General features: G+C 72.1%; 20 protein-coding genes and 3 pseudogenes. 16 read left to right on the top strand and 7 right to left on the bottom strand.

The annotated features are described in order from the left end of the window. The first annotated feature begins 11 nt into the window (after positions 1-11). The 11 genes from cpaB (at position 12) to GA0115240_RS36665 (ending at position 9,018) form a co-directional block, all read left to right on the top strand. Positions 12-734 carry a Flp pilus assembly protein CpaB gene (cpaB, locus tag GA0115240_RS06105; RefSeq protein ID WP_093735623.1) on the top strand — a complete coding sequence of 241 codons (723 nt, stop codon included), beginning with the start codon at positions 12-14 and terminating at the stop codon, positions 732-734. Next, positions 731-2,299: an AAA family ATPase gene (locus GA0115240_RS06110; RefSeq protein WP_093735624.1), complete on the top strand. Its 1,569-nt coding sequence runs from the start codon at positions 731-733 to the stop codon at positions 2,297-2,299. The genes cpaB and GA0115240_RS06110 overlap by 4 nt, the downstream gene beginning before the upstream one ends. Then, on the top strand, positions 2,296-2,670 hold the full coding sequence (locus GA0115240_RS06115; protein WP_256069570.1) for a TadE/TadG family type IV pilus assembly protein: 375 nt from the start codon (positions 2,296-2,298) through the stop codon (positions 2,668-2,670). Before GA0115240_RS06110 ends, GA0115240_RS06115 begins: the two co-directional genes overlap by 4 nt. After that, complete coding sequence (locus GA0115240_RS06120; RefSeq protein ID WP_093735625.1) at positions 2,667-4,001, top strand: CpaF family protein; 1,335 nt, start codon at positions 2,667-2,669, stop codon at positions 3,999-4,001. Before GA0115240_RS06115 ends, GA0115240_RS06120 begins: the two co-directional genes overlap by 4 nt. Then, positions 3,998-5,005: a type II secretion system F family protein gene (locus tag GA0115240_RS06125; protein WP_093735626.1), complete on the top strand. Its 1,008-nt coding sequence runs from the start codon at positions 3,998-4,000 to the stop codon at positions 5,003-5,005. The genes GA0115240_RS06120 and GA0115240_RS06125 overlap by 4 nt, the downstream gene beginning before the upstream one ends. Positions 5,006-5,015: 10 nt before the next feature. Beyond that, the gene (locus tag GA0115240_RS06130; RefSeq protein ID WP_093735627.1) at positions 5,016-5,915 is read left to right on the top strand and encodes a DUF5936 domain-containing protein; all 900 of its coding nucleotides are present in this window, start codon (positions 5,016-5,018) and stop codon (positions 5,913-5,915) included. 275 nt (positions 5,916-6,190) lie between these two features. After that, entirely contained in the window at positions 6,191-6,394 is a 204-nt protein-coding gene (locus GA0115240_RS36075) for a hypothetical protein (RefSeq protein WP_141708743.1), read from the top strand. A 32-nt stretch (positions 6,395-6,426) separates the two neighbouring features. Further along, complete coding sequence (locus GA0115240_RS06135) at positions 6,427-6,978, top strand: pilus assembly protein TadG-related protein (protein ID WP_346267920.1); 552 nt, start codon at positions 6,427-6,429, stop codon at positions 6,976-6,978. 30 nt (positions 6,979-7,008) lie between these two features. Then, entirely contained in the window at positions 7,009-7,602 is a 594-nt protein-coding gene (locus GA0115240_RS06140) for a hypothetical protein (protein WP_093735628.1), read from the top strand. 7 nt (positions 7,603-7,609) lie between these two features. Then, entirely contained in the window at positions 7,610-8,281 is a 672-nt protein-coding gene (locus tag GA0115240_RS06145) for an OmpA family protein (protein WP_370673286.1), read from the top strand. Between the two features lie 401 nt (positions 8,282-8,682). Further along, entirely contained in the window at positions 8,683-9,018 is a 336-nt protein-coding gene (locus GA0115240_RS36665; RefSeq protein WP_093735629.1) for a hypothetical protein, read from the top strand. Between the two features lie 47 nt (positions 9,019-9,065). Here the strand turns inward: GA0115240_RS36665 and GA0115240_RS06155 are convergent. Continuing rightward, positions 9,066-9,389, bottom strand: a pseudogene (locus tag GA0115240_RS06155) (DUF192 domain-containing protein); the annotation flags it as partial. Between the two features lie 82 nt (positions 9,390-9,471). Between GA0115240_RS06155 and GA0115240_RS06160 the strand changes: the two are divergent. Then, positions 9,472-10,185 (top strand): prepilin peptidase, encoded by a 714-nt coding sequence (locus GA0115240_RS06160; RefSeq protein WP_256069571.1) that lies wholly within the window; start codon positions 9,472-9,474, stop codon positions 10,183-10,185. 38 nt (positions 10,186-10,223) lie between these two features. Here GA0115240_RS06160 and mgrA read toward each other — a convergent pair whose 3' ends face one another. Then, positions 10,224-11,267: an L-glyceraldehyde 3-phosphate reductase gene (mgrA, locus tag GA0115240_RS06165; protein WP_093735631.1), complete on the bottom strand. Its 1,044-nt coding sequence runs from the start codon at positions 11,265-11,267 to the stop codon at positions 10,224-10,226. A 264-nt stretch (positions 11,268-11,531) separates the two neighbouring features. Here mgrA and GA0115240_RS06170 point away from each other — a divergent pair, with 264 nt between their 5' ends. From GA0115240_RS06170 to GA0115240_RS06185, 4 genes and pseudogenes are all read left to right on the top strand, one after another. Next, positions 11,532-12,293: an isoprenyl transferase gene (locus GA0115240_RS06170; RefSeq protein WP_093735632.1), complete on the top strand. Its 762-nt coding sequence runs from the start codon at positions 11,532-11,534 to the stop codon at positions 12,291-12,293. 242 nt (positions 12,294-12,535) lie between these two features. Then, the gene (locus GA0115240_RS06175; RefSeq protein WP_093735633.1) at positions 12,536-13,855 is read left to right on the top strand and encodes a PhoH family protein; all 1,320 of its coding nucleotides are present in this window, start codon (positions 12,536-12,538) and stop codon (positions 13,853-13,855) included. Between the two features lie 464 nt (positions 13,856-14,319). Continuing rightward, complete coding sequence (locus tag GA0115240_RS06180; protein ID WP_093735634.1) at positions 14,320-15,000, top strand: aggregation-promoting factor C-terminal-like domain-containing protein; 681 nt, start codon at positions 14,320-14,322, stop codon at positions 14,998-15,000. Positions 15,001-15,196: 196 nt separating this feature from the next. After that, positions 15,197-16,754 (top strand): annotated as a pseudogene (locus GA0115240_RS06185) (AI-2E family transporter); the annotation flags it as partial. Between the two features lie 241 nt (positions 16,755-16,995). Here the strand turns inward: GA0115240_RS06185 and GA0115240_RS06190 are convergent. The 5 genes and pseudogenes from GA0115240_RS06190 to GA0115240_RS06210 all read right to left on the bottom strand — a co-directional run. Continuing rightward, complete coding sequence (locus tag GA0115240_RS06190; protein ID WP_093735635.1) at positions 16,996-19,440, bottom strand: FtsX-like permease family protein; 2,445 nt, start codon at positions 19,438-19,440, stop codon at positions 16,996-16,998. Further along, the gene (locus GA0115240_RS06195; RefSeq protein WP_093735636.1) at positions 19,437-20,126 is read right to left on the bottom strand and encodes an ABC transporter ATP-binding protein; all 690 of its coding nucleotides are present in this window, start codon (positions 20,124-20,126) and stop codon (positions 19,437-19,439) included. The genes GA0115240_RS06190 and GA0115240_RS06195 overlap by 4 nt, the downstream gene beginning before the upstream one ends. After that, positions 20,123-20,647: a PadR family transcriptional regulator gene (locus GA0115240_RS06200; protein ID WP_093735637.1), complete on the bottom strand. Its 525-nt coding sequence runs from the start codon at positions 20,645-20,647 to the stop codon at positions 20,123-20,125. Before GA0115240_RS06200 ends, GA0115240_RS06195 begins: the two co-directional genes overlap by 4 nt. A gap of 176 nt (positions 20,648-20,823) precedes the next feature. Beyond that, the gene (locus tag GA0115240_RS06205) at positions 20,824-22,281 is read right to left on the bottom strand and encodes a catalase (RefSeq protein ID WP_093735638.1); all 1,458 of its coding nucleotides are present in this window, start codon (positions 22,279-22,281) and stop codon (positions 20,824-20,826) included. A 173-nt stretch (positions 22,282-22,454) separates the two neighbouring features. Beyond that, a pseudogene (locus GA0115240_RS06210) lies at positions 22,455-24,461 on the bottom strand (SpoIIE family protein phosphatase); the annotation flags it as partial.

Here is a 24,461-nt window from a genome sequence, read left to right on the forward strand (position 1 = left end):
CCCGCCCGCACATGAATTCACGTCAGCGCCGTGGTGTCGTCCTCCTGGTGATCTCCGTGCTGTGCGCGGTGGCCGCCTTCGCCGGGGTGGTGGCGGTCGTCGCCAACGCGCGCTCGCAGGTCGGATCGAAGGTCACCGCGTACGAACTGACCGCGGACGTACCGGCGTACACCGCGCTCAGCGCCTCCAAGGTGCACCGGATATCGATGCCGAAGCGCTGGCTGCCCGACACCGCGGTCCGTGATCTCGGTGAACTGCAGGGGAAGATCGCCGCGGTGCCGCTGAAGAAGGGCACGCTGCTCCAGTCCGACATGGTGGCCGACCAGCCCCAGCTCCAACCCGGGCAGATGGAGATCGCGATCATGATCGACGCGGAGACCGGCGTGGCCGGCAAGATCACGCCGGGAGCGCGGGTCAACATCTTCGCCACCTTCAAGGGCAAGCAGAGCAGCGACCCGGACATCTCCAAGCTGATGGTGGCCGACGCCCAGGTCATCGACGTCGGCGAGATCAAGGCGTTCGACCCGAGCACGGACGCGCAGCGGCAATCGGCGCAGGGGGTGCCCATCACCTTCGCCCTCGACGAGCGGGACGCCCAGCGCATCGCCTACTCCGAGTCGTTCGCGGTGCACGTCCGGCTCGCCCTGGTCGCGCCCAGTGACACCGGAACACCGCCGCTGGGCGACCGTACGTACACGCTGGGCGGGGACAAGGACACCGGGAGCGCGCAGTGAGCGTACGCATCCTCGCCGCCACCGGCGACCCCGACGCGGCCAGGGCCCTGCTCGGCCTGCTGGCGCAACTGCCCGGCGCCGAACCGGCCCCCGCGGTCGGCGACTCCACCGCCCTGGCCGACGCCCTGACCCGGGCCGCCGAGACGGGCCTCGACGAACTGCCCGAGGTCGTCGTCCTGCACGACGCGATCGGGCCGATGCCCGCGCTCGACCTGGTCCGCGAGGTCGCCCTGCGCTTCCCCTCGGTCGGCGTGGTGCTGCTGACCGCCGACCCCAGCCCCGGCATGCTGGCCGCCGCGATGAACTCCGGCGCCCGCGGCGTCATCGGACTGCCCCTGTCCTACGACGACTTGGGGGCACGCGTCGAGGCCGCCGCGGCCTGGGCGGCCGGCGTCCGGCGCCACCTGGGCCCGGGCCGGGTCGCGCTGCCCGCGGTGGCCGGCGGCATCCTCGTCGCGGTGGCCGGCGCCAAGGGCGGTGTCGGCGCCACCGTCACCGCCGTCCAACTCGCCCTGGCCGCCCAGGCCTCCGGCCGTTCCACCGCCCTGGTCGACCTCGACCTGCAGGGCGGCGACATCGCCTCCTACCTCGACGTCCAGTTCCGCCGCTCGGTGGCCGACCTCGCCGACATCGCCGACGTCTCCTCACGCGTACTCAACGACGCGATGTACGTGCACGAGTCCGGCCCCGCGCTGCTGCTCGCGCCCGCCGAGGGCGAACGCGGCGAGGACGTCACCGACCGCGCCGCCCGGCTGGTGCTGGCCGCGCTCCGGCAGCGCTACGAAGTCGTGGTCGTCGACTGCGGCACCCAGGTGACCAGCGCGAACGCGGTCGCCGTGGAAACCGCCGACGCGGCCGTCCTGGTCACCACCCCCGACGTCATCGCGGTCCGCGCGGCCAAGCGGATGGTCCGGATGTGGGACCGGCTGCAGATCCGCAAGCCGCAGGACACCACCACCGTCGTCAACCGCTACACCCGCACCAGTGAGATCCAGCCCTCGCTGATCGGCCGGATCACCGGTACGAAGGTCGCCGCGTCCGTGATCCCGGCCGCCTTCAAGGAGTTGCAGTCCGTCATCGACGCCGGACGCCTGCAGGACCTGGACAACCGCTCCACCGTCAAAGCCGGGATCTGGGCGCTGGCCGGGGAAGTGGGCCTGGTCACCGGGGCCACGGCGGCGCCGCCCGCCCGCGGCCGCAAGCAGCGGCGCGGCGACCGCGGCCAAGTCACCCTGGAAACCCTGGGGATGACACCCATCATCCTCATCACCCTGATCCTGGTCTGGCAGGCGGTGCTGGCCGGCTACACCTTCACCCTGGCCGGCAACGCGGCGGACCAGGCGGCGCGGGCCGCGGCGGTGGGACAGGACGCGGCCACCGCGGCGAAGAGCGATCTGCCCAGCGCGTGGGCGGCCGGCGCCCAGGTCAGCGGCCCCGACATCGCCGGCGGCCAGGTCTCGGTCACCGTCGGGATCAAGGTCCCCGTCCTCTTCCCCGGCGCCATCGACTTCCCGCTGACCGTCCACGGCCACGCCAGCACCCCGGACGAGGAGCCCGACCGGTGACCGGCACCCCGCGCCGGCCGCGCGACCGCGGTGTCGCATCGCTCGAATACCTCGGGATGCTGCCGATCCTGCTGCTCATCGCGCTCGCCGGGATCCAGCTCGGCATAGCCGCCTACTGCGGGGAGCAGGCCGGGACGGCGGCCCGCACCGCCGCGCGGACCGCCGCCGAGGCGCATCCCGAGACCGACCCGCAGACGGCCGGGGACAACGCCACCAGCGGGTGGGTCAACCCGGCCATCGGGGTGGACCCCGGCAGCAGCAGCGTCACGGCCACCGCGCGGGTGCAAGTCCCGTCGGTGCTGCCCGGGCTGAGCTTCATCGGCCCCATCACCCGGTCCGCGACGATGCCCAAGGAGGACGACACCCCATGAGCCTCCGCGCCCGCCTCGCTGTCGAAGAGGCCGCCCCGCAGACCCAGGAAAGCCACCTGGTGGCCGTCTACCGGGCCAAGCTGCTCCAGGAGATCGACCTCGCCGAGATGTCCGCGCTGGCCGCCGCCGAGCGCCGCGCGCGGCTCGAACGCGTCCTCGGGCACATCATCAGCCGCGAGGGCCCGGTACTGTCCACCGCCGAACGCGCCGCCCTGATCCGCCGGGTGGTGGACGAGGCCCTCGGACTCGGCATCCTGGAACCGCTGCTCGAAGACCCGTCCGTCACCGAGATCATGGTCAACGGCCCGGACAAGATCTACGTCGAACGCGGCGGCCGCGTCGAGCAGGTCGCCGCCCGCTTCTCCTCCGCCGAGCAGCTCCTGCAGACCATCGAGCGGATCGTGTCCACTGTCAACCGCCGGGTGGACGAGTCCAATCCGATGGTCGACGCGCGCCTGCCGTCCGGCGAGCGCGTCAACGTCATCATCCCGCCGCTGGCCCTGAGCGGCCCCACCCTCACCATCCGCCGCTTCCCGCGCGCCTACACCCTGCAGGAACTCATCGCGCTGGGCACGCTGGACGAGCACATGCTCCTGCTGCTGTCCGCGTTCGTCCGCGCCAAGTGCAACATCATCGTCAGCGGCGGCACCGGCACCGGCAAGACCACCCTGCTCAACGCGCTGTCCGGACTGATCCCGGACGGCGAGCGGATCATCACCGTCGAGGACGCCGCCGAACTCCAACTCCAGCAGGAGCACGTGATCCGGCTGGAGTCCCGCCCGCCCAACGTCGAGGGCGAAGGGCACGTCACCATCCGCGACCTGGTGCGCAACTCGCTGCGCATGCGCCCCGACCGGATCATCGTCGGCGAGGTCCGCGGCGGCGAGACCCTCGACATGCTCCAGGCCATGTCCACCGGCCACGACGGCTCGCTGGCCACCGTGCACGCCAACTCCGCGGACGACGCGGTGCTCAGGCTCCAGACGCTGGCCTCGATGAGCGAGGTGAAGATCCCCTTCGAGGCGCTGCGCGACCAGATCAACTCGGCGGTGGACGTGATCGTCCAACTGCACCGGCACATCGACGGCACCCGCCGCATCGCCGAGATCGCGGTGCTGTCCTCCCGCGGCCGGAACACCTTCCTGCTCTCCGCCGCCACCCGCTTCCGCGCCGAACCGCTCGGCGTGGACCGCATCGTCCGCGGCTGGTACGAACACCGGCCGGTGCCGCGGGAGATCGGCGAGCGCCTCTACCTGGCCGGGGAGCATGTGCCGGCCGCGTTCGGGATCGGGGCCAGTGAGCTGGAACTCGACAGCCGGGAGGCGAAATGACGCGGCTCGCGCCGCCGGGCGCCGGTCATCTCCAGCAGCCGGCCGGGGCGTTGGCGGCCCCCGCCTTCGCCTCCGGCCCGTACCCCGTGCTGGTGGTCGCGGCCACCCTGGTCGCGCTGGTGCTCGGGGTGTGGGGCCTGCACGCCTGGCGCGGCGGCCGGGCGGACCGCGCCGCGCTGGTCGAGCGCCTCGCCGGCGACCCCGGGCGCGGTCCGCACCGCGCCGCCTTCTCCGGGCTCGACCGGCGGGTTCGGGGATACGCCTGGGGCAAGCGGCTCGAAGGCCGGCTGGCCGCCACCGGCACCGATCTGACGCCCGGCCAGTTCACCGCGGGCTTCGCCGGGTTCGTCGCGGTGGCCTGGCTGCTGGCCGCGCTTGCGCTGGCCCCGTTCTTCGGCCCGATCGCGGCCCTGATCGCCGGCTGGGTCGCCTACTCCTTCCTGTCCTGGCGCCGCCAGGTCCGTACCGAACGCTTCATCGCCCAACTCCCGGACCTGGCCCGCATCCTGGCCAACGCGACACAGGCCGGGCTGGCCCTGCGCACCGCTGTGGGGATGGCGGCGGACGAGCTGGAGGCCCCGGCCGGCGAGGAGTTGCGGCAGGTCGCCGACGCGATGGCGATGGGCAACTCGGTCGAGGACGCCTTGTCCGAGCTGCAACAGCGTCTTCCCAGCCGCGAGTTGATCGTGCTGGTGTCCACCCTGGTGCTGTCCAGCCGGGCCGGCGGCTCCGTCGTGGAGTCGCTGCGCAACCTCACCGTCACCCTGGAGGAGCGCAAGGAGACCCGCCGGGAGGTCCGCACCCAGATGGCCCAGGTCACGGTCACCGCCTACGCGGTGCCGGTGATCGGCATCGGTTCCCTGCTCCTGCTCGACCGCATCATGCCCGGCTCGCTCGGCGCCATGACCGGCTCCACCATCGGCCGGATCTGCGTACTGGTCGCGCTGGGCATGTACGTGGTCGGATTCGTCCTGATCCGCCGCATGTCCCGGATCGACGTGTGAGGGGCCGGCTATGACACTGCTCGGCCTCGGACTCGCCCTGGCGCTCGCCGCCTGCGCGGTCGGCCTCGTCTACGCGGTCGGCCTGCTGCGGGCCGACGTCAAACTCCCCGACGACCTGGCCCTGGCGCTGGAGGTCGGCCGCACCCGCACCACCCGCGCCGGCAGCGCCGTCGACCGGCTCGGCATCCGCTGGGCCCCCATGGTGCTGCGCATGATGGGCCCGGCCCGGGTCTCACGGCTCCGGGCCAGGATCGACCACGCCGGCCACCCGTACGGCCTGACTGTCGACCGCTACGCGGCCCGGCGCGCGGTCTACGGCGGGCTCGGCGGCCTGGGCGGCCTGGTACTGCTCAGCCGCGGCAGCTGGCTGCTGGCGCTGCTGGTGCTCGCCTACGGCTGGTGGATGGCCGACCTCGCCCTGTGGGTGGCGGTCCGCCGCCGCCGCGACGACATCGAACGGACGCTGCCGGATTTCCTGGACGTACTGGCCGTGGTGGTCAGCGCGGGACTCGGCTTTCGGCAGGCGCTGGAACGCGTCAACTCCGTCTACAAGGGCCCCTGGTCGGACGAGATCCGGATCGCGCTGCGGCAGATGGACGTGGGCGTCAGCCGCCGCGACGCCTTCGACCAGCTGCGCAAGCGCAACCGCAGTGAGCAGGTGGCCCAGTTCGTGTCCGCCCTCCAGCAGGGCGAGGAACTCGGCGCCCCCATCGCCCGGACGCTGCTGCAGATCGCCAAGGACATGCGCCGCAGCGAAGCGCAGAACGCCCGCCGCAGGGCGGCGCGGATGGTCCCGCGAGCGACCGGCGTGATCACCGTTCTGCTGGTGCCGGCCACCATGATCCTGCTGATCACAGGCACGATCATCGGTTCCCAGATCCACTTCGGCGATCTCTTCGGAAATGGGTGATTCCGATGCCAGGAAGGGCACTTGCGCGCCATGCTGGTGGAAGACACGATTCCGGCGGAGACCGCTGGGTTTCGGTCGGTCACGGCTCAACCGGGTGCGGATGCGCGGGACTCGGGTGTACCTTTGCATTCGCAACCATATTTGCACCTGCAATCAGTTACTGCGAACCCGCACCACGACCAGCGAGAGGCGGTGCGCCGTGTCCCCCTCCCCTGACGGGCCGCGCACGGCCACCGCACGCAATAGCCAGGTGACAAAGGATGGGGCGAACAATCATGAACAGGTGGCTAGTCCGGCGCTTCGTCCGGATCCGTACAGGGATGGCCGAGTTCGGCCGCGACCGGGGCCAGACCGGGATCGAGTACCTCGGGATCGCGGTGGTGATCGCGGTGATCATCGGGGTGCTGGCGACTACGGACATCGGCAATGCCATCCTCACCGCGATCCTGTCGAAGATCTCGCAAATCGCCGGCGACTGAGCTGGTTCCTGCGCGCGGACGGGGGCCAGACGATCGGCCTCTACATCGTCGCCATCGCCGCCCTGTTCTTCCTGGCCTTCGCCTACTTCGCGGTGGGTCAGGCATCCGTAGCCCGAAATGGCGCGCAAACCGCCGCTGACGCCGCGGCGCTGGCGGCGGCGCGCGAGCAACGCGACGAGGTGCACGACGCGTTCCTGGCGGCGCTGCTGTCCGGGAACCTTGACGTGCTGGGCCAGTTGCTGGCAGCCGCGAACGGTCCCGGTTCACCGTGCGCGGTCGCGGGGGACTACGCGGCAGACAACCGTGCCGACGTCGTCTCCTGCGTCCCCGTGGCCGGTCCCCCGGGGTGGACCGTCGGCGTGCGCATGCTGGGAACCGTCGGTCCGTCCGTGGTCAAGGGCAGCGACAGCATCCACGCCACGGCGCATGCCACCGCGGTGGTGGAACCGCGCTGCACTCTGGACGACGCCAAAAAGCCCGTGGTGGACTTCACCTGCGACAACGGGCCGTTGGACATCGATCCGACCCAGACCGGATTCGTCCTGGACCTGTCGGACTTCTACACCGTCCACCTGAGTGACTGACGTCGGCCGACCAGTGAGGAGTTCCACGCAATGAGCAAGGGCCACGGGCGCAGAACAGCCGGCGCGGCGGCGACGGCCGTCCTCGCACTCCTGCTCGCCGGCTGCGGGGGCGGCGGTGGCGGCGACGGCAAGGCCGACGCACCGGCGTCCCCCGGAGGCGGCGCAGCCACGTCGGCTACCCCCGGGGCGGCAGGTGGCGACCAGACGCCATCGACCGAACCGACGCAGATCCTGGCCCAGATCAAGGGCGGCGACAACGTGGTGGTCACCATCACGTCGGCGGTCCGTGACCAAGGCGGATATGTGACGATCCAGGGCACGGTCACCAACAACGGCACGAAGGCGTTCAACGCCGTCGCCTGGCGGGGCGAGGAGACGGCCGTGGTGAAGTCCGGCGCCTCCGTCGCCGGAGCCGTCCTGGTCGACGAGGCCGGGAAGAAGCGCTATTACGTGCTGCGCGACACCGACGGCCTCTGCCTGTGCACCATGGACCTGATCGGGGTCCAGCCGAAGGAGAGCCGGCCGATCTTCGCCCAATTTCCCGCCCCCCCGCCCACCACCACCTCCGTCGACTTCGAGCTCCCCACCATGCCCCCCGCCCAGATCACCATCTCGGAGGGGTGAGCCAGCCGTGAAGCCTGTCGCTGCGAAGAAGCCCGCCGGGGTGGCGGTGACCCTGGGGGCCCTGGTCGCGTTGGTGTTCGCCGCCGGGACGGTGAACGGGGCCGTGGCCGTGGCGGACACCAATCCGCCGCCGAGTGCCGGGGACAGCGCGCCGGCCGCGCCCGTGCAGATCGACCCGACCTCGCCGGGGCTGAAGCTGCCGGAGGGGGCCACGCTGGCGCCGCCGAAGGTGCTGGACATCGTGTCGGTGACCGACGAGAGCTCGGTGGCGGCCAGCCAGCCGCAGCAGCGGCAGGAGACGTCGAACGCGACGGTGACCTACGCGCTCCAGGCCGAGGTGCTGTTCGCGAAGGACAGCTCGAAGCTGGCGCCGGCCGCGAGCGGGCGGATCCGGGCCATCGCGAGCGACATCAAGGCGCGACACGTCTCTTCACCTATCCGTGTTTTCGGCTTCACCGACAACCTGGGCAGCAGCGAGCACGGCGACGTGCTCTCCAAGGCGCGGGCCGACGCCGTTTACCAAATTCTGGCAACAGAGCTGGACACGCTCGGTGATGCCGCCCATACCTTCCAGGTACGGGGCTACGGCGAGGACTACCCGATTGCCGACAATTCGACCGAAAGCGGTCGGCAGCAGAATCGAAGAGTCGAGATCACTTTCACGCCACCTGCCGCGTAACGTGCTGAGCGAGCGCTCGGACGCGGTACGGTGTAACTCCCCCCCTCGGGCCGGTTCGCTCTCCCCCCCTGCGAGCCGGCCCGTTTTTCTTTTCCCGCCCGCGCTCCCCGTCCGCACGCCAAGCGGGCGCCTCTCGCACGCCGGTCAGCGAACCCGGCCCCGGTGCGTCGTAGATTGCCCGCATGCGGAAGACATGGCTGCTGAGCGGGGTGTCCGCGCTGGTGGCGGGGGCTGTCGGGGGGGTGCTCGGTCGGATCGGGGGGCGCCGGAGGGCTGGCGCTATCTCCGCGCGGCCGAGGTGTCCGTGGCGCACCCGAAGAGCTGGCGGGAGACGGGCAGCGGAGCCGTCCTGCGCGACCGCAGCGGCCGGACGAACGCCGTGCTCACCGTGCAGGCGGCAGGTGGCCCGGCAGCCGGACCGGCAGCCGGACCGCCGGGCGGTCACCCGCCTGATCACCCGGGTGGCGCAGCGGGCCCCCCGGCCGGTGTCCCCCGCCGTCCCCGCCGACGCCCGCAAGGACACGCTGACCTTGGACGGCCACCGCGCCCGGGTCTTCAACTACGCCCGCCCGGCCCCCGACGGGCGGCCGGCCGCCTACGTCGAGGTGCACGTCACCGGCCGTGACGGACGCCCGCTGCTGGTCCGGGCCTGGTCGGTGGACGGTACGAGCCGCGACCTGACGCTGCTGCCGGAGATCGTCAACAGCATCGAGTTCACGACCGGGCGCCTGCCGTAGGGCCGCCCCCGGCCGCGGGCCCGGTCACCGCCTCCAGCACCGCGCCGCGGCGCACCCCCCCACGCCGCCATGGCGCCCGCCTCCGCCTCCAGGACGTGGCGGGCCCGCAGCCGCGGGCGGCCGACGCGGCCCGGCGGCATCGTGCGGACCGCCAGCACCCGCAGCCGCCGGTCCAGGTAGGCGACGTCGATGGCGAACCGCATCCGTACGGTGTGCACGCTGGCCGCCGGGGTCAACAGCAGCGCGCCCTCGATCCCGTCGAGTCCGAGCAGTCCCCGGGTCCGGGCGCGGTAGGACGCCGCGATCCGCAGCGGCACCTCCGCGCCGGGCGCGCGCAGCGTCCCGTCCCCGTCCTGCCAGCGTCGGCGCATGACATCCCTCCCACCTGCGGGCCCGTCAGCAGGGGCGGCAAGCGCCCCCCGTACCGCCCGCGTCCGCGTGTACGGTCGGCCGGTGCATGTCTATCTGATCGCGCTGGCCGCCGTCTGGGGAACAGCCGCCGGACTGCTGGCGCCGCGGACCGCGTACCGGCTGGCGGTGCCGGCCGAGGAGCCCTGGGCCGCCGCCTGCCCGTCGGGGCACCCGGTGCGCGGCTGGCTCGGGCCGGCCCGCTGCCGGGTCCCGGACTGCCCGTCCGGCCGGTACGGCCTGGGTTACGGCGCGGCGGCCGGCAGCGCGGCGGTGTGCGGCTGGCTGGCGCTGACCACCGGGCCGCACCCGGAGCTGGCGGTCTGGCTGTTGCTGGTGCCGGTCGGGCTGGTGCTGGCCCGGGTGGACCTGCTGGTCTTCCGGCTGCCCGACGTGCTGACGCTGCCCGCGCTGGGCGGTACGGCGGCGCTCCTGGGGGTGGCCGCGCTGCTGCCGTCCCACCAGGGGTCCTGGCTGCGGGCGCTGTGCGCGGCGGCGGCGGTGGGGGTCGTCTACCTCGTGCTGTTCCTCATCAACCCGGCCGGCATGGGCTTCGGCGACGTCAAACTCGCGCCCACGGTCGGGCTGGCCCTGGGCTGGTACGGCTGGCCGACCGTCTTCACCGGTACGTTCGCCGGTTTCGCGCTGGGCGCCCTGACCGGCCTGGTCCTCATCGCCGCCCGCCGCGCCAACCGCAGGACGCCGATCCCGTTCGGCCCCTTCATGCTGCTGGGCGCCCTCGCGGGCGTCCTGTACTGAGCCCCGCCCCCGGTCCTAAAAACGGGGCACCGCGCCGGCTACGACTCGCTGCTCACCGACCAGAGGTTGACCCCGGCCGGCTCCACCGCGTGCTCGTCGATCGCCGCCAGCTCCTGCGCCGTGAGCGGCGCCGCGCCGACCGCGGCCACGTTGGCCTCCAGCTGCGCGACCGAGGACGCGCCGATGAGGGCCGAGGTGACCCGCGGGTCGCGCAGCACCCAGCTCAGGGCCAGCTGCGCCAGCGACTGGCCGCGGGCTGCGGCGATGTCGTTGAGCGCCCGCAGCCGGGCGACGGTCTCGTCGTTGACCAGCGCCGGGTTGAGGGACTTGCCCTGGGCGGCCCGGGAGTCCTCCGGGATACCGCCGAGGTAGCGGTCGGTGAGCAGGCCCTGGGCGAGCGGCACGAAGCCGATGCAGCCCATGCCCTCCTCCTCCAGGACGTCCAGCAGGCCCTCGTCCTCGATCCAGCGGTTGATCATGGAGTAGGACGGCTGGTGGATCAGCGCCGGCACGCCGAGCTCGCGCAGGATGCGCGCGGCCTCGCGGGTGCGGTCCGGGCCGTAGGAGGATATGCCGACGTACAGCGCCTTGCCCTGCTGCACCGCGGTGGCCAGCGCGCCCATCGTCTCTTCGAGCGGGGTGTCCGGGTCGAAGCGGTGGGAGTAGAAGATGTCGACGTAGTCCAGGCCGGTCCGGGACAGCGACTGGTCGAGCGAGGCCAGCAGGTACTTGCGGGAGCCCCACTCGCCGTACGGGCCGGGCCACATGTCGTAGCCCGCCTTGGAGGAGATCACCAGCTCGTCCCGGTAGGGACGGAAGTCCTGGGCGAACAGGGTGCCGAAATTGGCCTCGGCGGCGCCGTAGGGCGGGCCGTAGTTGTTGGCCAGGTCGAAGTGCGTGATGCCCAGGTCGAAGGCGCGGCGCAGGATCGCCCGCTGGGAGTCCAGCGTGCGGTCGTCGCCGAAGTTGTGCCACAGGCCCAGCGACACGGCCGGGAGCTTGAGCCCGCTGCGGCCGGTGCGGCGGTACTCCATCGAGTCGTAGCGCTCGTCGGAGGCGCGGTAAAGGTTTCGGATATCCACGGACCTTGCTTATCACGCGCGGTTGAACCGCTTACTACCCGCTACCGCCGCGCCCGCCACCCCCTCCGCGCACCCCCGCCGGCTCGGCTCCGCGGCGCTCCCGGCGCGGCCGGCGCCCGGCCCCGATCCCGTGCCGGAGCGTGCCCGGACCGTCACCCCACCAGCCTCTTCGTCCTCGTGGGCCGCCGACCCGGTTCGTCCGTACGGCACTTCGCGCAGTAGTGTGGCCGCCGGGCGTCGGAGTGCAGGAGGGGCTGGTACGCGATGACATTGCGCGACCTGGTGTACGGGCTGTACTCCCGCCGAGTGGAACGCCGGCTCGACGTCTCGCAGGGCCCCAAGCACATCGGTGTGATCCTGGACGGCAACCGCCGGTGGGCCAAGGCGGCCGGCGGCACCACCGAGGAGGGCCACCGGGCCGGGGCGGACAAGATCGCCGAGATGCTGGGCTGGTGCGAGGAGACCGGTGTCGAGGTGGTCACCTTGTGGCTGCTGTCCACCGACAATCTGGACCGGCCGGCCGAGGAGCTCGTCCCGCTGCTGGGCATCATCGAGGACGCCGTCACCGATCTGGCCGCCAACGGCCGCTGGCGGGTCCACCACGTCGGCACCATGGATCTGCTGCCCGCGCACACCCAGTCCGTGCTCAAGGAGGCCGAACAGGCCACCGACGGCACCACCGGCATCCTGGTGAACGTGGCGGTGGGCTACGGCGGCCGCCAGGAGATCGCCGACGCGGTGCGGTCGCTGCTGCACGAGCACGCCGGGCGCGGCACCACCATCGAGAACCTCGCCGAGATCCTCGACGTCGAACACATCGCCGAGCACCTCTACACGCGCGGCCAGCCGGATCCCGACCTGGTGATCCGCACCTCCGGGGAGCAGCGGCTGTCCGGCTTCATGCTGTGGCAGAGCGCCCATTCGGAGTACTACTTCTGCGAGGTCTTCTGGCCCGCGTTCCGCAAGGTCGACTTCCTGCGGGCCCTGCGGGACTACGCGGCCCGGCACCGCCGCTACGGATCGTAGTCGCCCGCCGTCGCCCAGCTACGGACAAAAAGGGCTAGTGGGTAGCCTGCCTGCGGAGTTACCGTTCTCAGGAGTTCGCCGAAGTACGGATGAGCGGCCGATGGACGGCCGGTGACCGTCGGACGACTGTCATATGCATTCGCATGGGCGTGGGCTTTCCAGGGCATATCACTGGCAGACCGGCATCCGGACCTTGGCTGTCGGACCGCAGACTCACCTCTCCCGAGGGGGTTCGTCCACACGTGGTGACCAGCAAGAATCGCCGTGATCACGACCGGCGCACGTACGTACTCGACACCAGCGTGCTGCTGGCCGACCCCAACGCCCTGACCCGCTTCGACGAGCACGAGGTCGTGCTGCCCGTCGTCGTGGTGACGGAGTTGGAGGCCAAGCGCCACCACCCGGAGCTCGGCTACTTCGCCCGGCAGGCCCTGCGCCTGCTGGACGAGTTCCGGATCCGGTACGGCCGGCTCGACGCACCGATTCCGATCGGTGACATCGGCGGCACGCTCCGTGTCGAGCTCAACCACTCGGACCCCGGGGTACTCCCCGCGGGATTCCGGCTCGGTGACAACGACTCGCGCATCCTGGCGGTCGCCCGCAATCTGCAGGCCGAGGGGTACGACGTCACCGTCGTCTCCAAGGACCTGCCGCTGCGGGTGAAAGCGTCCTCGGTCGGCCTGCTGGCCGAGGAGTACCGGGCTGAGCTGGCGATCACCTCGGGCTGGACCGGAATGGAGGAGTTGCTGGTCTCGGCGGAGGACGTGGACGCGCTCTTCGCTCAGGAAACGATCACCCTGCCCGAGGCGGCGGCGCTCCCGGTGCACACCGGGCTGGTGCTGCAGTCCGACCGGGGCAAGGCGCTGGGGCGGGTCACGGCCGAGGGCCAGGTCCGGCTGGTGCGCGGCGACCGGGAGGCGTTCGGCATCCACGGCCGCAGCGCGGAGCAGCGCATCGCGCTGGATCTGCTGCTGGACCCGGAGGTCGGCATCGTCTCGATGGGCGGCCGGGCCGGCACCGGCAAGTCCGCGCTGGCCCTGTGCGCGGGCCTGGAGGCGGTCCTGGAGCGGCGCCAGCACCGCAAGGTGATGGTCTTCCGCCCGCTGTACGCGGTCGGCGGCCAGGAGCTCGGCTATCTGCCGGGCAGCGAGGCCGAGAAGATGAGCCCCTGGGCCCAGGCGGTCTTCGACACCCTGTCCGCGGTCACCAGCAAGGAAGTCATCGAGGAGGTCGTGGCCCGCGGCATGCTCGAGGTGCTGCCGCTCACCCACATCAGGGGGCGCTCGCTGCACGACGCCTTCGTGATCGTGGACGAGGCGCAGTCGCTGGAGCGCAATGTGCTGCTGACCGTCCTGTCCCGGATAGGGGCCGGCTCGCGGGTGGTGCTGACGCACGACGTGGCGCAGCGGGACAACCTCCGGGTGGGCCGGTACGACGGCGTGGTGGCGGTGGTGGAGAAGCTGAAGGGCCATCCGCTGTTCGCCCATGTGACGCTCAACCGCTCCGAGCGGTCCGCCATCGCGGCGCTCGTCACCGAGATGCTGGAGGACGGCGGGGCGTGACGGTGCCGAGGCCGGATCCGATCCTGGCATGATCGTTTGATGCGATGCCCGGATTTGGCTATGAATGATCAGAGTTGAGGCTGCTGCGCCCTCCCCGGAGGGCGCAGCAGCTTAGCGTTTCCGGGCAACAGGCGCGAGCAATTACCTTCGTTCGCAGCGTGTGAAGTTTGCCACTCAACCGGAAATTGCCGCGCGGCGTCTGCGTACGGCAGGGTGTGAGGCTGTCAGGCCCCGCTTATGGCACTCCTACACCTCTCGGGGGGTAGGACCAGCAGAACCACACAAATTCACAACGCACGCCATGAGCCGCCCGAGCACCACGCGGACCCCGCAAGGGACTTCGCACCGGGCCAGAACCCCCGTGACCGACCGGCCCGTACGGCGGACCGGACCCAAGGGGACAGCGCCAGGGGCACGATTGCGTCCGTGCGGTCACCAAGCGGACGCTTCCGGAAGGAAACCGTGTGAGCCGGATCTCGGTCCGGGGGCTCGCGGTGGCATCCGCCACCGCCGTCACCACTGTGGGCGCCGTCGTAGGCGTCGCGTCAGGCGCAGAACAGGGCAGCACCACCGAGCCCGTCGAAGCAGCCGGGACGACGACGCTCCTTGCTGACATCCCCGATGGGCAGCAAGTACAGCAGGCTTCGTTGACCGAGCAGATCCAGGCTCAGTCCGACGCCGCCGACGCGACGGCGAGGCAGTACGCCGAGCAGGCGGCCCGCGTGCAAGCGGCCAAGGACGCCTCGGCCAAGAAGAAGGCCGCGGACAAGGCGGAGGCGCTCGCCAAGGAGAAGAAGGAGCAGGAGGCCAGCCAGGGCGACGTGAACGCGTCCTTCCCGGTGAAGTCGTCCTACTCGATCGCCGCCGTGCAGGCGATGGCCCGCTCGATCGTGGGCAGCGGCCAGTACGCCTGTTTCTCCAACATCGTCTCCCGCGAGAGTGGTTGGGACTACACCGCCACCAACGCGTCGTCCGGTGCCTACGGACTGGTGCAGTCCAACCCGGGCTCGAAGATGGCCTCGGTCGCCTCCGACTGGCGGACCAATCCGGCCACGCAGATAAAGTGGGGCCTGAACTACATGAACAGCCGCTACGGAAGTCCGTGCGGCGCCTGGGAGTTCTGGCAGGGGCACAGCTACTACTGAGCCGCCCGGCCGCTCCCTCCGAGTGGGGCCGCGAGCACGCCGGTTCGCCGGCGTGCCGTGACCCGCGGTCGTCCGACGGCCCCGACTCCCGCTGAACCGGGCAACCCTGAGCCCGGGTAACGTCGTCTCCACAGCAGGGTCACAGTCGGCCGGCGGTGCCGGGGGACGGCGGCCGGAGGGGTCAGGGGGATGCGGGATGCCGGAAAAGCGCCACTGGAGTTCTGCCCTCGCCGGCGGGCTGGCCCGACTGGCCGGCCGGATCGAGGACCGGTACGCCGAGGTGTCCGCGCGCGACGCGGCGCATCAGTCCGGCTCGACCGCCGAAGCCGTTACCGCCCCGGCCGACACCGCCGGGGCGGACGCCGTTGTGGTCCCGGCCGGCGCACCCCCGAAGGGGACGCCCGCACCGGCCGGGATACCCGGGGCCGGCACCGCCGCCCGGGCTGGTGGGACCGGCCGGGCCGCGACCGGGGCGGTGTCCACCGCGCAGCCCCCGTCGGCCCCGGCCGCCCGGCGACCGTCCCGCCCCCCGCTGGACCCGGTGACCGTGGTGCCCTGGAGCATGCGTGTCGCGGCCGAAGTGGGCTGGCGGCTCCTGGTGCTGGCCGGCACCGTCTGGGTGCTGATGCGGGTGATCGGCGCCGTCCAGCTGGTCGTACTCGCTTTCATGGCCGCCTTGTTGATCACCGCGCTGCTGCAGCCGTTCGTGGCCCGGCTCAAGCGGATGGGTCTGCCGCGCGGCCTGGCCACCGCGCTGGTGTTCATCGGCGGCTTCATCGTGATGGGCCTGGTCGGCTGGTTCGTGGTGTGGCAGGTGATGGCCAACATCGACAATCTGTCGCACAGCCTGCAGGACGGCGTGGCCGAGGGCAAGAAGTGGCTGCTCCACAGCCCCTTCCATGTCACCGAGGACCAGATCAACCAGCTCGCCAAGAACCTCAGCGACGCCATCGGTTCCAACACCAAGGCACTCACCGACGCCGGACTCCAAGGCGTCACCGTCATCGTCGAGTTGCTGACCGGCATGCTGCTGGCGATGTTCAGCACCCTGTTCCTGCTCTACGACGGCCCCAACATCTGGAAATGGGTGCTGCGGCTCTTCCCCGAGCCCGCCCGCGAGGGACTGGCCGGGGCCGGCCCGCGCGCCTGGCACACCCTCACCCTCTATGTGCGCGGCACCGTGCTTGTCGCGCTGATCGACGCCATCTTCATCGGCGTCGGCATCTTCTGCCTCCAGGTACCGATGGCGGTGCCGCTGGCCGTGCTCATCTTCCTGGCGTCCTTCGTACCGCTGGTCGGCGCGGTGGCCTCGGGGCATAGCGGTGGTGGTCGCGCTCGTCACCCAGGGGCCGGTCACCGCACTGCTGGTGCTGGCGGTGGTGCTGCTCGTGCAGCAGATCGAGGGCCATGTGCTGCAGCCGTTCATCCTCGGCCGCGCGGTGCGGGTGCACCCGCTCGCCGTGGTGCTGTCGGTGGCGGCCGGCTCGCTGGTCGCGGGCATCGGCGGCGCGGTCGCGGCGGTGCCGCTGGTCGCGGTCGGCAACACGGTGGTCAGCTACCTGCGCGCGCACTCCCGGGAGATCGCGGCGGCCCGCGACGCGGACGGCCTGCCGCCGGTGCCGGAGGGGGAGTCGGGCCCGGCCGGGCCGGGCGCGGAGCCCGAGGCGGGACGCACGGCGGAGCCCCGGCCGGCATCCGCTGGTGAAGCCGGCACCGAGGCCGGGACCGAAGCCGGCACCGAACCCGGCGAGGCACCGAATGCCGAAGCCGGGACCGCACCGGTTGCCGAAGCCGGCAGCGAATCCGGTACCGGGTCCGAGCCGTCGGACGCACCGGGTGGTACCGACTCCACCGCCGGCGGAGGCATGCGCACGCCGGTCCTCTGAGCGGTCGGCCCGCCACGGACCCGCCCCCACCGACCCGTCGCCCCGCGGGCCGGTCGGGCCAGCGGGGCAACGGGTTCGCGGAGGCGGTCAACTCCCGCCGCTCACCGGCTCATTCGGTGCGCAGTCCGTCCGGCCGCATCAGCCGCCACAGCGGCGGCAGGCTGAGCAGCGTCACCGCGAACACCACCCCGGCGCCGATCGCGGACATCGTGGCGACACCGCCCCAGTCGGCGCGGAAGGACCGGCCGACCAGCGCCAGCAGCGCCGCGCCCAGGCCGATGCCGCCGGCGACGGCCAGCACCAGGCCCAGCACCACCGGGATCGCGGTCTGCCACAGCACCGACCAGGCCAGTGCGGCCCGCTTGGTGCCGAAGGCCACCAGCACCGCCAGCAGCTTCCTGCGGTCCCGCAGTTGCTCCAGCATCGTCACCAGCAGGCTCGCGCCGATCAGCGCCATGGTCAGGGCGGCGCCGGCGAACAGGCCCCGGCGCAGCTGGACGAAGCCGGACTTCTCCGTGGTGTCGGTGATGGTCGACACATAGGCGCTCGGGCCCAGTTTCACACCGGTGTTGCGCAGGTACTCGATGGCGTCCGGCTGCTTGGGGTCGAGGGTGACCATGATCCGCGAGCTCGGCTCGGGCAGTTTCGTGGCGTCCACCGCCTCGGGGGTCACGAAGATCCCGTAGTTGATGGTGCCCGCCGGGTCGACGCGGGCGGTGACCCGGCGGATACCGGTCGGGATGGTCCACAGCTCGGGCTTGCCGCGGTACGCCTCGCCGTCGGGGACGTTCAGGTCCACCTTGGCGCCGGGCTGGGCGTAGGTGGCCATCGCCCCGTCGTCGCCGGTGTCGGGACCCGGCGGCACGAGGAAGGCGCTGCCCGGCCCGCAGGAGGTGATGACGGCCAGCTGCCGCAGCGTCGGGCAGTCGCCGACCTCCAGCGGCAGATAGGCGAAGTCGGTTCCGCCCGCGGTGCTCGCGTCCGGCTGGGTGGCTCGGGAGTCGACATAGCCGTAGACCTGCCGCACGCCCTTGGTGGCCGCGATCTTCCGCATGTACTGCTGGGTCTGGCCGCCGTTGGTGATCGGGGCGAAGACCTGGGCCTGCGCCCGGGTCGAATCGGCGCCGGTGCTGCTCGAGAAGTCGCCGCTGACCCCGCCGAACAGCATCTGCAGGGCGATCGCGCCGGCCACCGCGACGGTGACGCCGCTGACCATCCGGGCCGACGCGCTGCTGTTCAACTGCAGCCGCCGGGTCGCCAGCTGCCAGGACACCGGGCCGCCGCGCAGCCGTCCCACGGCGGTCTCCACGATCCACGGCAGCACCGCGGTGACGCCGATCAGCAGCATCACGGTGCCCAGTGCGACCTGGTACTCGTTGATATGGACGTCGCCCTTGACCGCGCCGAACAACGGGGCCAGCAGCAGCAGTCCGACCGCCGGGATCAGCAGCCGCCACCACAGCCTGCGCCGCCGGCCGAGCGACTGCCGGACCACGCCCAGCGGTTCGATGGCGGTACGGCGCAGGCTCAGCATGGTCACCGCGATCGCCGCCACCGGCACCGCCACCACGATCAGCAGCGTCAGCGAGGTACTGGGTGTCATGTCGGACGGGAAGGCGGAGATGCCGTGGAGGGTGATCTTGGAGCCGAGCTGCCGCCCGAGCAGGAAGACCAGCGAGCCGAAGACCAGCCCGAACACCGCCCCGAACAGGGCCTCCCCGGCCGCGATCCGGCGGGTCATCCGGATGTCGGCGCCGACCAGCCGCAGTGCCGCCAGCCGCCGGTCGCGGCGCTCGCCGCCGAAGCGCACCGCCGTGCCGATGAACACCGCCACCGGCAGCAGCAGCACCACCAGGACGATCACCAGCAGCAGGTCCAGCACCGGGCCCATCGGCTCGGAGGCGCTCCGGTAGCCGAAGCCGGCCACCCGGTCGGCGGTGCCGCTGTCGTAGTTCCCGTTGTCCCGCGCGGTCAGGTGGTCGTTGCCCGCGTAGTAGTAGAGCTCCGCCGGGCCGAGCAGCCCGGCCTGCCCGATGGTGCCGTCCACGGTGTACGGGAGCCGTTCGCGCAGCAGCGGCGCGTGCGCCAGCAGCTTCTTCAGCGCGGGGGAGACCAGCATGTGCCCACCGGGCGGCAGTGCGGAGACGCCCGGTGGCACGGCGGGACGGCTGCCCTCGGGGCGCACCAGCACGCCGGTGATGTCCTGGCCGTGGTAGGTGGTCCGGGCATTTCCGACCAGCAGGGTGCGGTCGGTGGGCTTGGCTATGAAGGTGACCGGCGAGACGTTGCGGGCCGCTTCCTTGTGGTCGCGGGTGGTCATCATGGCCGGGATGGCGGCGGCCAGCAGCAGCAGCGCCACGCCGAGCCCGACACCGACGGCGGTCAGCACCGTCCGGGTCCAGCCCTCGCGGCCGCCGCCGGCCGCGAAGCGGACACCGAGGACCAGGTCGCGCAGCCAGACGCGGACCGATGCGGGCTGCTCCGGCCCCTCGCCGCGCGGCCCGCGGGGGCCGATCGCGTCGAAGCCGACCAGGGGCCCGGGAGAACCGCTCATGACGTCCGCTCCATGTCGCGCGACTTGCCGTCCCGCACGACGATCTCCCGGTCGGAGTAGGCGGCCACCCGTGCCTCGTGGGTGACCAGCACGACCGCGGCGCCGGTGTCGTGTGCCGCGTCGGTCAGCAGCCGCATCACCCACTCGCCGTTCAGGGAGTCCAGCGCGCCGGTCGGTTCGTCGGCGAACACCACCCGCGGCCGGCTGACCAGCGCGCGGGCCACCGCGACCCGCTGGCCCTGGCCGCCGGAGACCTCGCCGGGCCGCTTGCCCGCGATGTCCGCGACCTCCAGCCGTGCCAGCCAGGCGGCGGCCCGCTCCTCGGCCTCGCGGCGCTTGACCCCGCCGAGCCGCAGCGGCATCGCCACGTTCTCCACGCAGGTGAGCTCGGGCACCAGCTGGCCGAACTGGAAGACGAAGCCGAAGTCGGTGCGGCGCAGCGCGCTGCGCTCGCCGTCGGACATCGTCGTCAGGTCGCGGCCGCCGTAGCGGACCGAGCCGGAGTCGGCCTTCACGATGCCGGCCAGGCAGTGCAGCAGGGTGGACTTGCCGGATCCGGACGGGCCCATCACCGCCACCACCTCGCCGGCGCGGATGGTGAAGTCGGCGCCGTCCAGGGCCGGCGTCGGCCCGTAGGCCTTGCGCAGTTCGGTGGCGACGAGCAGGGGTTCGTTGTGGGCACTCACTTGGCCACCTCCGCGGCGAGCTGGTCGAGTCGGGCCGCGGTCAGCTCCAGCCACCGCAGGTCCGCTTCCAGGTGGAACAGGGCGTGGTCGCAGATCAGCTGGTCGGCGAGGTCACCGGCGGTCTTGCGCCGGGTCAGTTCGCGCATCAGCCGCAGGTGCTCGGAGCGCTGGGCGTCCAGCAGTTCCTCGGCGGGGCGGCCGGTCAGCAGCGCCAGGACGACCTTCGTGTAGAGGGTGGTCTGCAGGTACGGCTCGGGCTTCTCCGGCTGGGCGAGCCAGGCCGCCACATCGGTCACCCCGGCGTCGGTGATGGCGTAGCGCTTGCGCTCGGGGCCACCGCCCGGCTCTATCCCGTCGACCTCGACCAGGCCGTTCTTCAGCAGCCTGGCCATGGTCGAGTAGACCTGCCCGTAGGCGAGGGGGCGGTCGTGTCCGAAGCGTTCGTCGAAGGCGCGCTTGAGGTCGTAACCATGGCGCGGCCCGGACTCCAGAAGTCCGAGCAGGGTGTGGCCGATTGACATGCGCAGCAGACTACACCATGGGTATACATCGTATGTATACCCATGGTGCATAAGGCCGTCGGCGCAGCGTGTGCGCAGGTCAAAGGCGGTGTTGCGCTACAGGTCGGACGTAATGCAGCCCCGGAGCACGGGAAGTGATCACGTGCTCCGGGGCTGCGCTCTGCGAGCGCCCGATGTCAGGCGCGCTTGACGGCGTCCGCGATCCGGTCGCCGACCTGCTGGTCGATGGCGCGCCAATACCGCAGCGCCCGCTCCAGCACCGGCGCGCTGACACCGTCGCTCAGGTGGCCGGCCACATTGGACACCAGGCGGCTGCGGGCCGCGTCGTCCATCACCTCGCGGACCATCGTGCCGGGCTGCCCGAAGTCGTCGTCCTCGGCGTGCGGCGTGTAGGGCTGCCGGACCATGTCACCCGTGGCCCGCCAGCCGGCCAGGTCGCCGTACGCCTCCGGGGACGCGGCCGGACCGCCGTAGGAGTTGGGGGCGTAAGGCGCGCCGACCCGGTTCGGCTCGAAGCGCATCGGGCCGTCCTTGGCGTAGGAGTGCACCGGCACGTGCGGCCGGTTCGGCGGCAGCTGGGCGTAGTTCGGGCCGATCCGGTAGCGGTGGGTGTCGGGGTACGAGAACAGCCGACCGAGCAGCATCTTGTCCGGCGACGGGGCGATGCCCGGCACCATGTTGGACGGCTCGAACGCCGCCTGCTCGATGTGGACGAAGAAGTCCTCCGGATTGGTGTCCAGCGTCATCCGGCCGACCTCGATCAGCGGATAGTCGCCATGCGGCCACACCTTCGTCAGGTCGAAGGGGTTGAACCGGTAGCCGGCCGCCTCCGCGAACGGCATGACTTGCACATACAGCGTCCAGGACGGGTGGTCGCCGCGCTCGATGGCCTCCCAGAGGTCCTGCCGGTGGGCGTCCGCGTTCTGCCCGGCCATCGCGTCGGCCTCGTCCTGGGTGAGGAACTCGATGCCCTGGTCGGTCTTGAAGTGGTACTTGATCCAGAACTGCTCGCCGGCCGCGTTGATCCACATGAAGGTGTGCGAGCCGTAGCCGTTCATGTGGCGGTAGGTCTTGGGGATGCCCCGGTCGCCCATCAGCCAGGTGACCTGGTGCGCGGACTCCGGGGACAGGGTCCAGAAGTCCCACTGCATGTCGTTGTCCCGCAGGCCGTTGTCCGGGCGGCGCTTCTGGCTGCGGATGAAGTCCTGGAACTTGATGGTGTCCCGGACGAAGAACACCGGGGTGTTGTTGCCCACCAGGTCGTAGTTGCCGTGCTCGGTGTAGAACTTCAGCGCGAAGCCGCGCGGATCGCGCCAGGTGTCCGGGCTGCCCTGCTCGCCGGCGACGGTGGAGAAGCGGGCCAGCATCCGGGTGGACCGGTCCGGCTGGAACAGGTCGGCCTTGGTGAAGCGGCTGACGTCGTTGGTCACCTCGAACCGGCCGTAGGCCCCGCTGCCCTTGGCGTGCACCACCCGCTCGGGGACCCGTTCCCGGTTGAACTGGGCCATCTTCTCGATCAGATAGTGGTCCTGAAGGAGGATCGGGCCGTCCGGGCCGATCGTCAGCGAGTGCTCGTCGCTCTCCACCGGGATACCGGCGTTGTTGGTGGTGCGCTGGACGTTGAATGTGGTCATGGGGGGAAGTCCTCCCGTCCGGTGTCCATCGGCGGACACCGCGGATCGCGTCGCGTGGCTCCTGCCCACACTCGCACCGATCGTGCATCCCGGCACGTTACGCGACCGGGCGACCACCCTTCGTGTCCAGGTGTCGCCCGACCCCGCCGGCGAGACCACCGCCGGGCGGGTCGCTAGCCGAGCGGCAGCTCGAACCAGACCACCTTGCCGGCGCCCAGCCGGGTGGCGCCCCAGCGCTGGGCCATCCGGTTGACCAGGTACAGACCCCGGCCGCCCTCCTCCTCGGGGGCGGCGTGCCGCATCCGGGGCAGCAGCGGCGCGTCGTCGCCGACCTCGCACCGCAGCACGTCGGTGCGCAGCAGCCGCAGCGTGATGGGCCGCTCCGCGTACCGCACCGCGTTGGTGACGATCTCGCTGACCAGCAGCTCGGCCGCGTCCAACTGGTCGTCCAGGTCCCAGCGGCGCAGCGCCTGCCGCACCAGTCGGCGGGCCCGGCCCGCGGTCTGCGCCTGCGGGTCCAGGAACCAGTAGGCGACATCGCTCGGCGAGATGCCGTCGAAGCGGGCGGCCAGCAGGGCGATGTCGTCGTCCCGGTCGCCCGGGCCGAGGATCTCCAGCACCTCGTCGCACAGCGGTTCCAGCGGGGGAGGGGAGACCACGCTGGCGGCGTCGCGCAGCCGCTCCCGCAGCAGCTCGATGCCGCCCCACACATCCCGGCTGCGGGACTCCACCAGGCCGTCGGTGTAGAGCAGCAGGGTCGCCCCGGCCGGCGCGGGCAGCTCCACCGCCTCGAACGGCACCCCGCCGACACCGATCGGCGCGCCCGGCGGCACCCGCAGCACCTCGGCGTGGCCGTCGGCGTGCAGCAGCACCGGCGGCGGGTGGCCCGCGTTGGCCACCACCAGCCGGTGCGCGATCGGGTCGTAGACGGCGTAGACGCAGGTCGCCATGCGGTCCTGGCCGAGCCGCTGGGCCTGCTCGTCGAGGTGGTAGAGCACCTCCTGCGGCGCCAGGTCGAGGCCGGCCAGCGTCTGCACGGTGGTCCGCAACTGGCCCATGATCGCCGCCGACGTCATCGAATGGCCCATCACATCGCCGACCACCAGCGCCACCCGGCTGCCGGGCAGCGGGATCGCGTCGTACCAGTCGCCACCGACCCGCGCCGACTCGGCGGCCGGCAGATAGCGGCTGGCCAGCTGCACCCCGGTGGGCTGCGGCAGCGAGTCCGGCAGCATCTCGCGCTGCAGGGCGTCCGCGATGTACGCCTCGCGCCCGTACAGCACCGCCTTGTCGACGCCGAGCGCGGTGTGGGTGGCCAACTGGGCGGCCACCAGCAGGTCGTCGGCCTCGAACGGCGGCCGGTCGGGGCGGCGCAGCAGCACCGCGGCGCCGATCACCCGGCGCCGGCCGCGCAGCGGGGCCAGCAGGGCGCGGCGGCCGGTGGGCAGCGGGCGTCTCCGGGTGGCCGAGCAGCTCGGACAGCGCGTCGGCGGCGCGCATCGACTCGGCGAACACCGGCCGCACCCCGCGCAGCACCTCGGCGAGCGGGCCGTCCAGCAGGACGCTGATCGGCTCCGAGCCGTAGGCGGGCTCCAGCGCGGGCAGCAACGGGGCGGCGCCCACCGGGGCGTCGTCCTCCGACGGCCCGTCCAGACCGCCGTCCGCGCGGCGCAGTCGCAGCCGCAGCGGGCCCGACGGGCGCTCGTCGCCGACCGGCAGCGGATCGCGCAGATACACCATGATCGCGTCGGCGAAGGCCGGCACCGCCGAGCGGCACAGGCCCAGCAGGATCTCGTCCAGGTCCAGACCGCGGGCGATCCGCCGGGTCGCGGCCCCGACGTACCGCAGCCGGTCGGCCTCCGGCCCGCTCTGCACCGGCATGGGGATGCGCATGCCGACCGAGTCGTCGTCGCCGGGGTGCCCTGCCGCCTCCAGCGGGCCGCCGCGCGGTGGCGTGCTCAGATACGCGCCCAACGTGTCACTCCCGTCCGTCGCCGCCGGCGCCCAGCCGCTGCCGTGCGCCGGGATCGGCGGCAGCGGCGGCAACTCGGCACGTGGCCCGTCGTACGGTACGGGGTCGCCGCCGCCGGCCGCGCCCTCGGGGTCGGTTCCGGGTCGCGGACGGCCGGCCGGCGGGTCGGTGGGCGGGCCGGGATACGGTCCGTCGCCGACTCCGCCGG

Origin of the sequence: Streptomyces sp. DvalAA-14 (assembly GCF_900091855.1) — a bacterium.
In the GTDB taxonomy this organism is placed as follows: Bacteria; Actinomycetota; Actinomycetes; order Streptomycetales; family Streptomycetaceae; genus Actinacidiphila.

What these genes read in the sequence shown, in the direction of transcription:
- GA0115240_RS06140 (WP_093735628.1), top strand. Translation starts at nt 7,009, where the DNA reads ATGAGCAAGGGCCACGGGCGCAGAACAGCCGGCGCGGCGGCGACGGCC.
- GA0115240_RS06200 (WP_093735637.1), bottom strand. Translation starts at nt 20,647, where the DNA reads ATGTCAATCGGCCACACCCTGCTCGGACTTCTGGAGTCCGGGCCGCGC.
- GA0115240_RS06205 (WP_093735638.1), bottom strand. Translation starts at nt 22,281, where the DNA reads ATGACCACATTCAACGTCCAGCGCACCACCAACAACGCCGGTATCCCG.
- GA0115240_RS06120 (WP_093735625.1), top strand. Translation starts at nt 2,667, where the DNA reads ATGAGCCTCCGCGCCCGCCTCGCTGTCGAAGAGGCCGCCCCGCAGACC.
- GA0115240_RS06125 (WP_093735626.1), top strand. Translation starts at nt 3,998, where the DNA reads ATGACGCGGCTCGCGCCGCCGGGCGCCGGTCATCTCCAGCAGCCGGCC.
- GA0115240_RS36075 (WP_141708743.1), top strand. Translation starts at nt 6,191, where the DNA reads ATGAACAGGTGGCTAGTCCGGCGCTTCGTCCGGATCCGTACAGGGATG.
- GA0115240_RS06190 (WP_093735635.1), bottom strand. Translation starts at nt 19,440, where the DNA reads ATGAGCGGTTCTCCCGGGCCCCTGGTCGGCTTCGACGCGATCGGCCCC.
- GA0115240_RS06170 (WP_093735632.1), top strand. Translation starts at nt 11,532, where the DNA reads ATGACATTGCGCGACCTGGTGTACGGGCTGTACTCCCGCCGAGTGGAA.
- cpaB (WP_093735623.1), top strand. Translation starts at nt 12, where the DNA reads ATGAATTCACGTCAGCGCCGTGGTGTCGTCCTCCTGGTGATCTCCGTG.
- GA0115240_RS06130 (WP_093735627.1), top strand. Translation starts at nt 5,016, where the DNA reads ATGACACTGCTCGGCCTCGGACTCGCCCTGGCGCTCGCCGCCTGCGCG.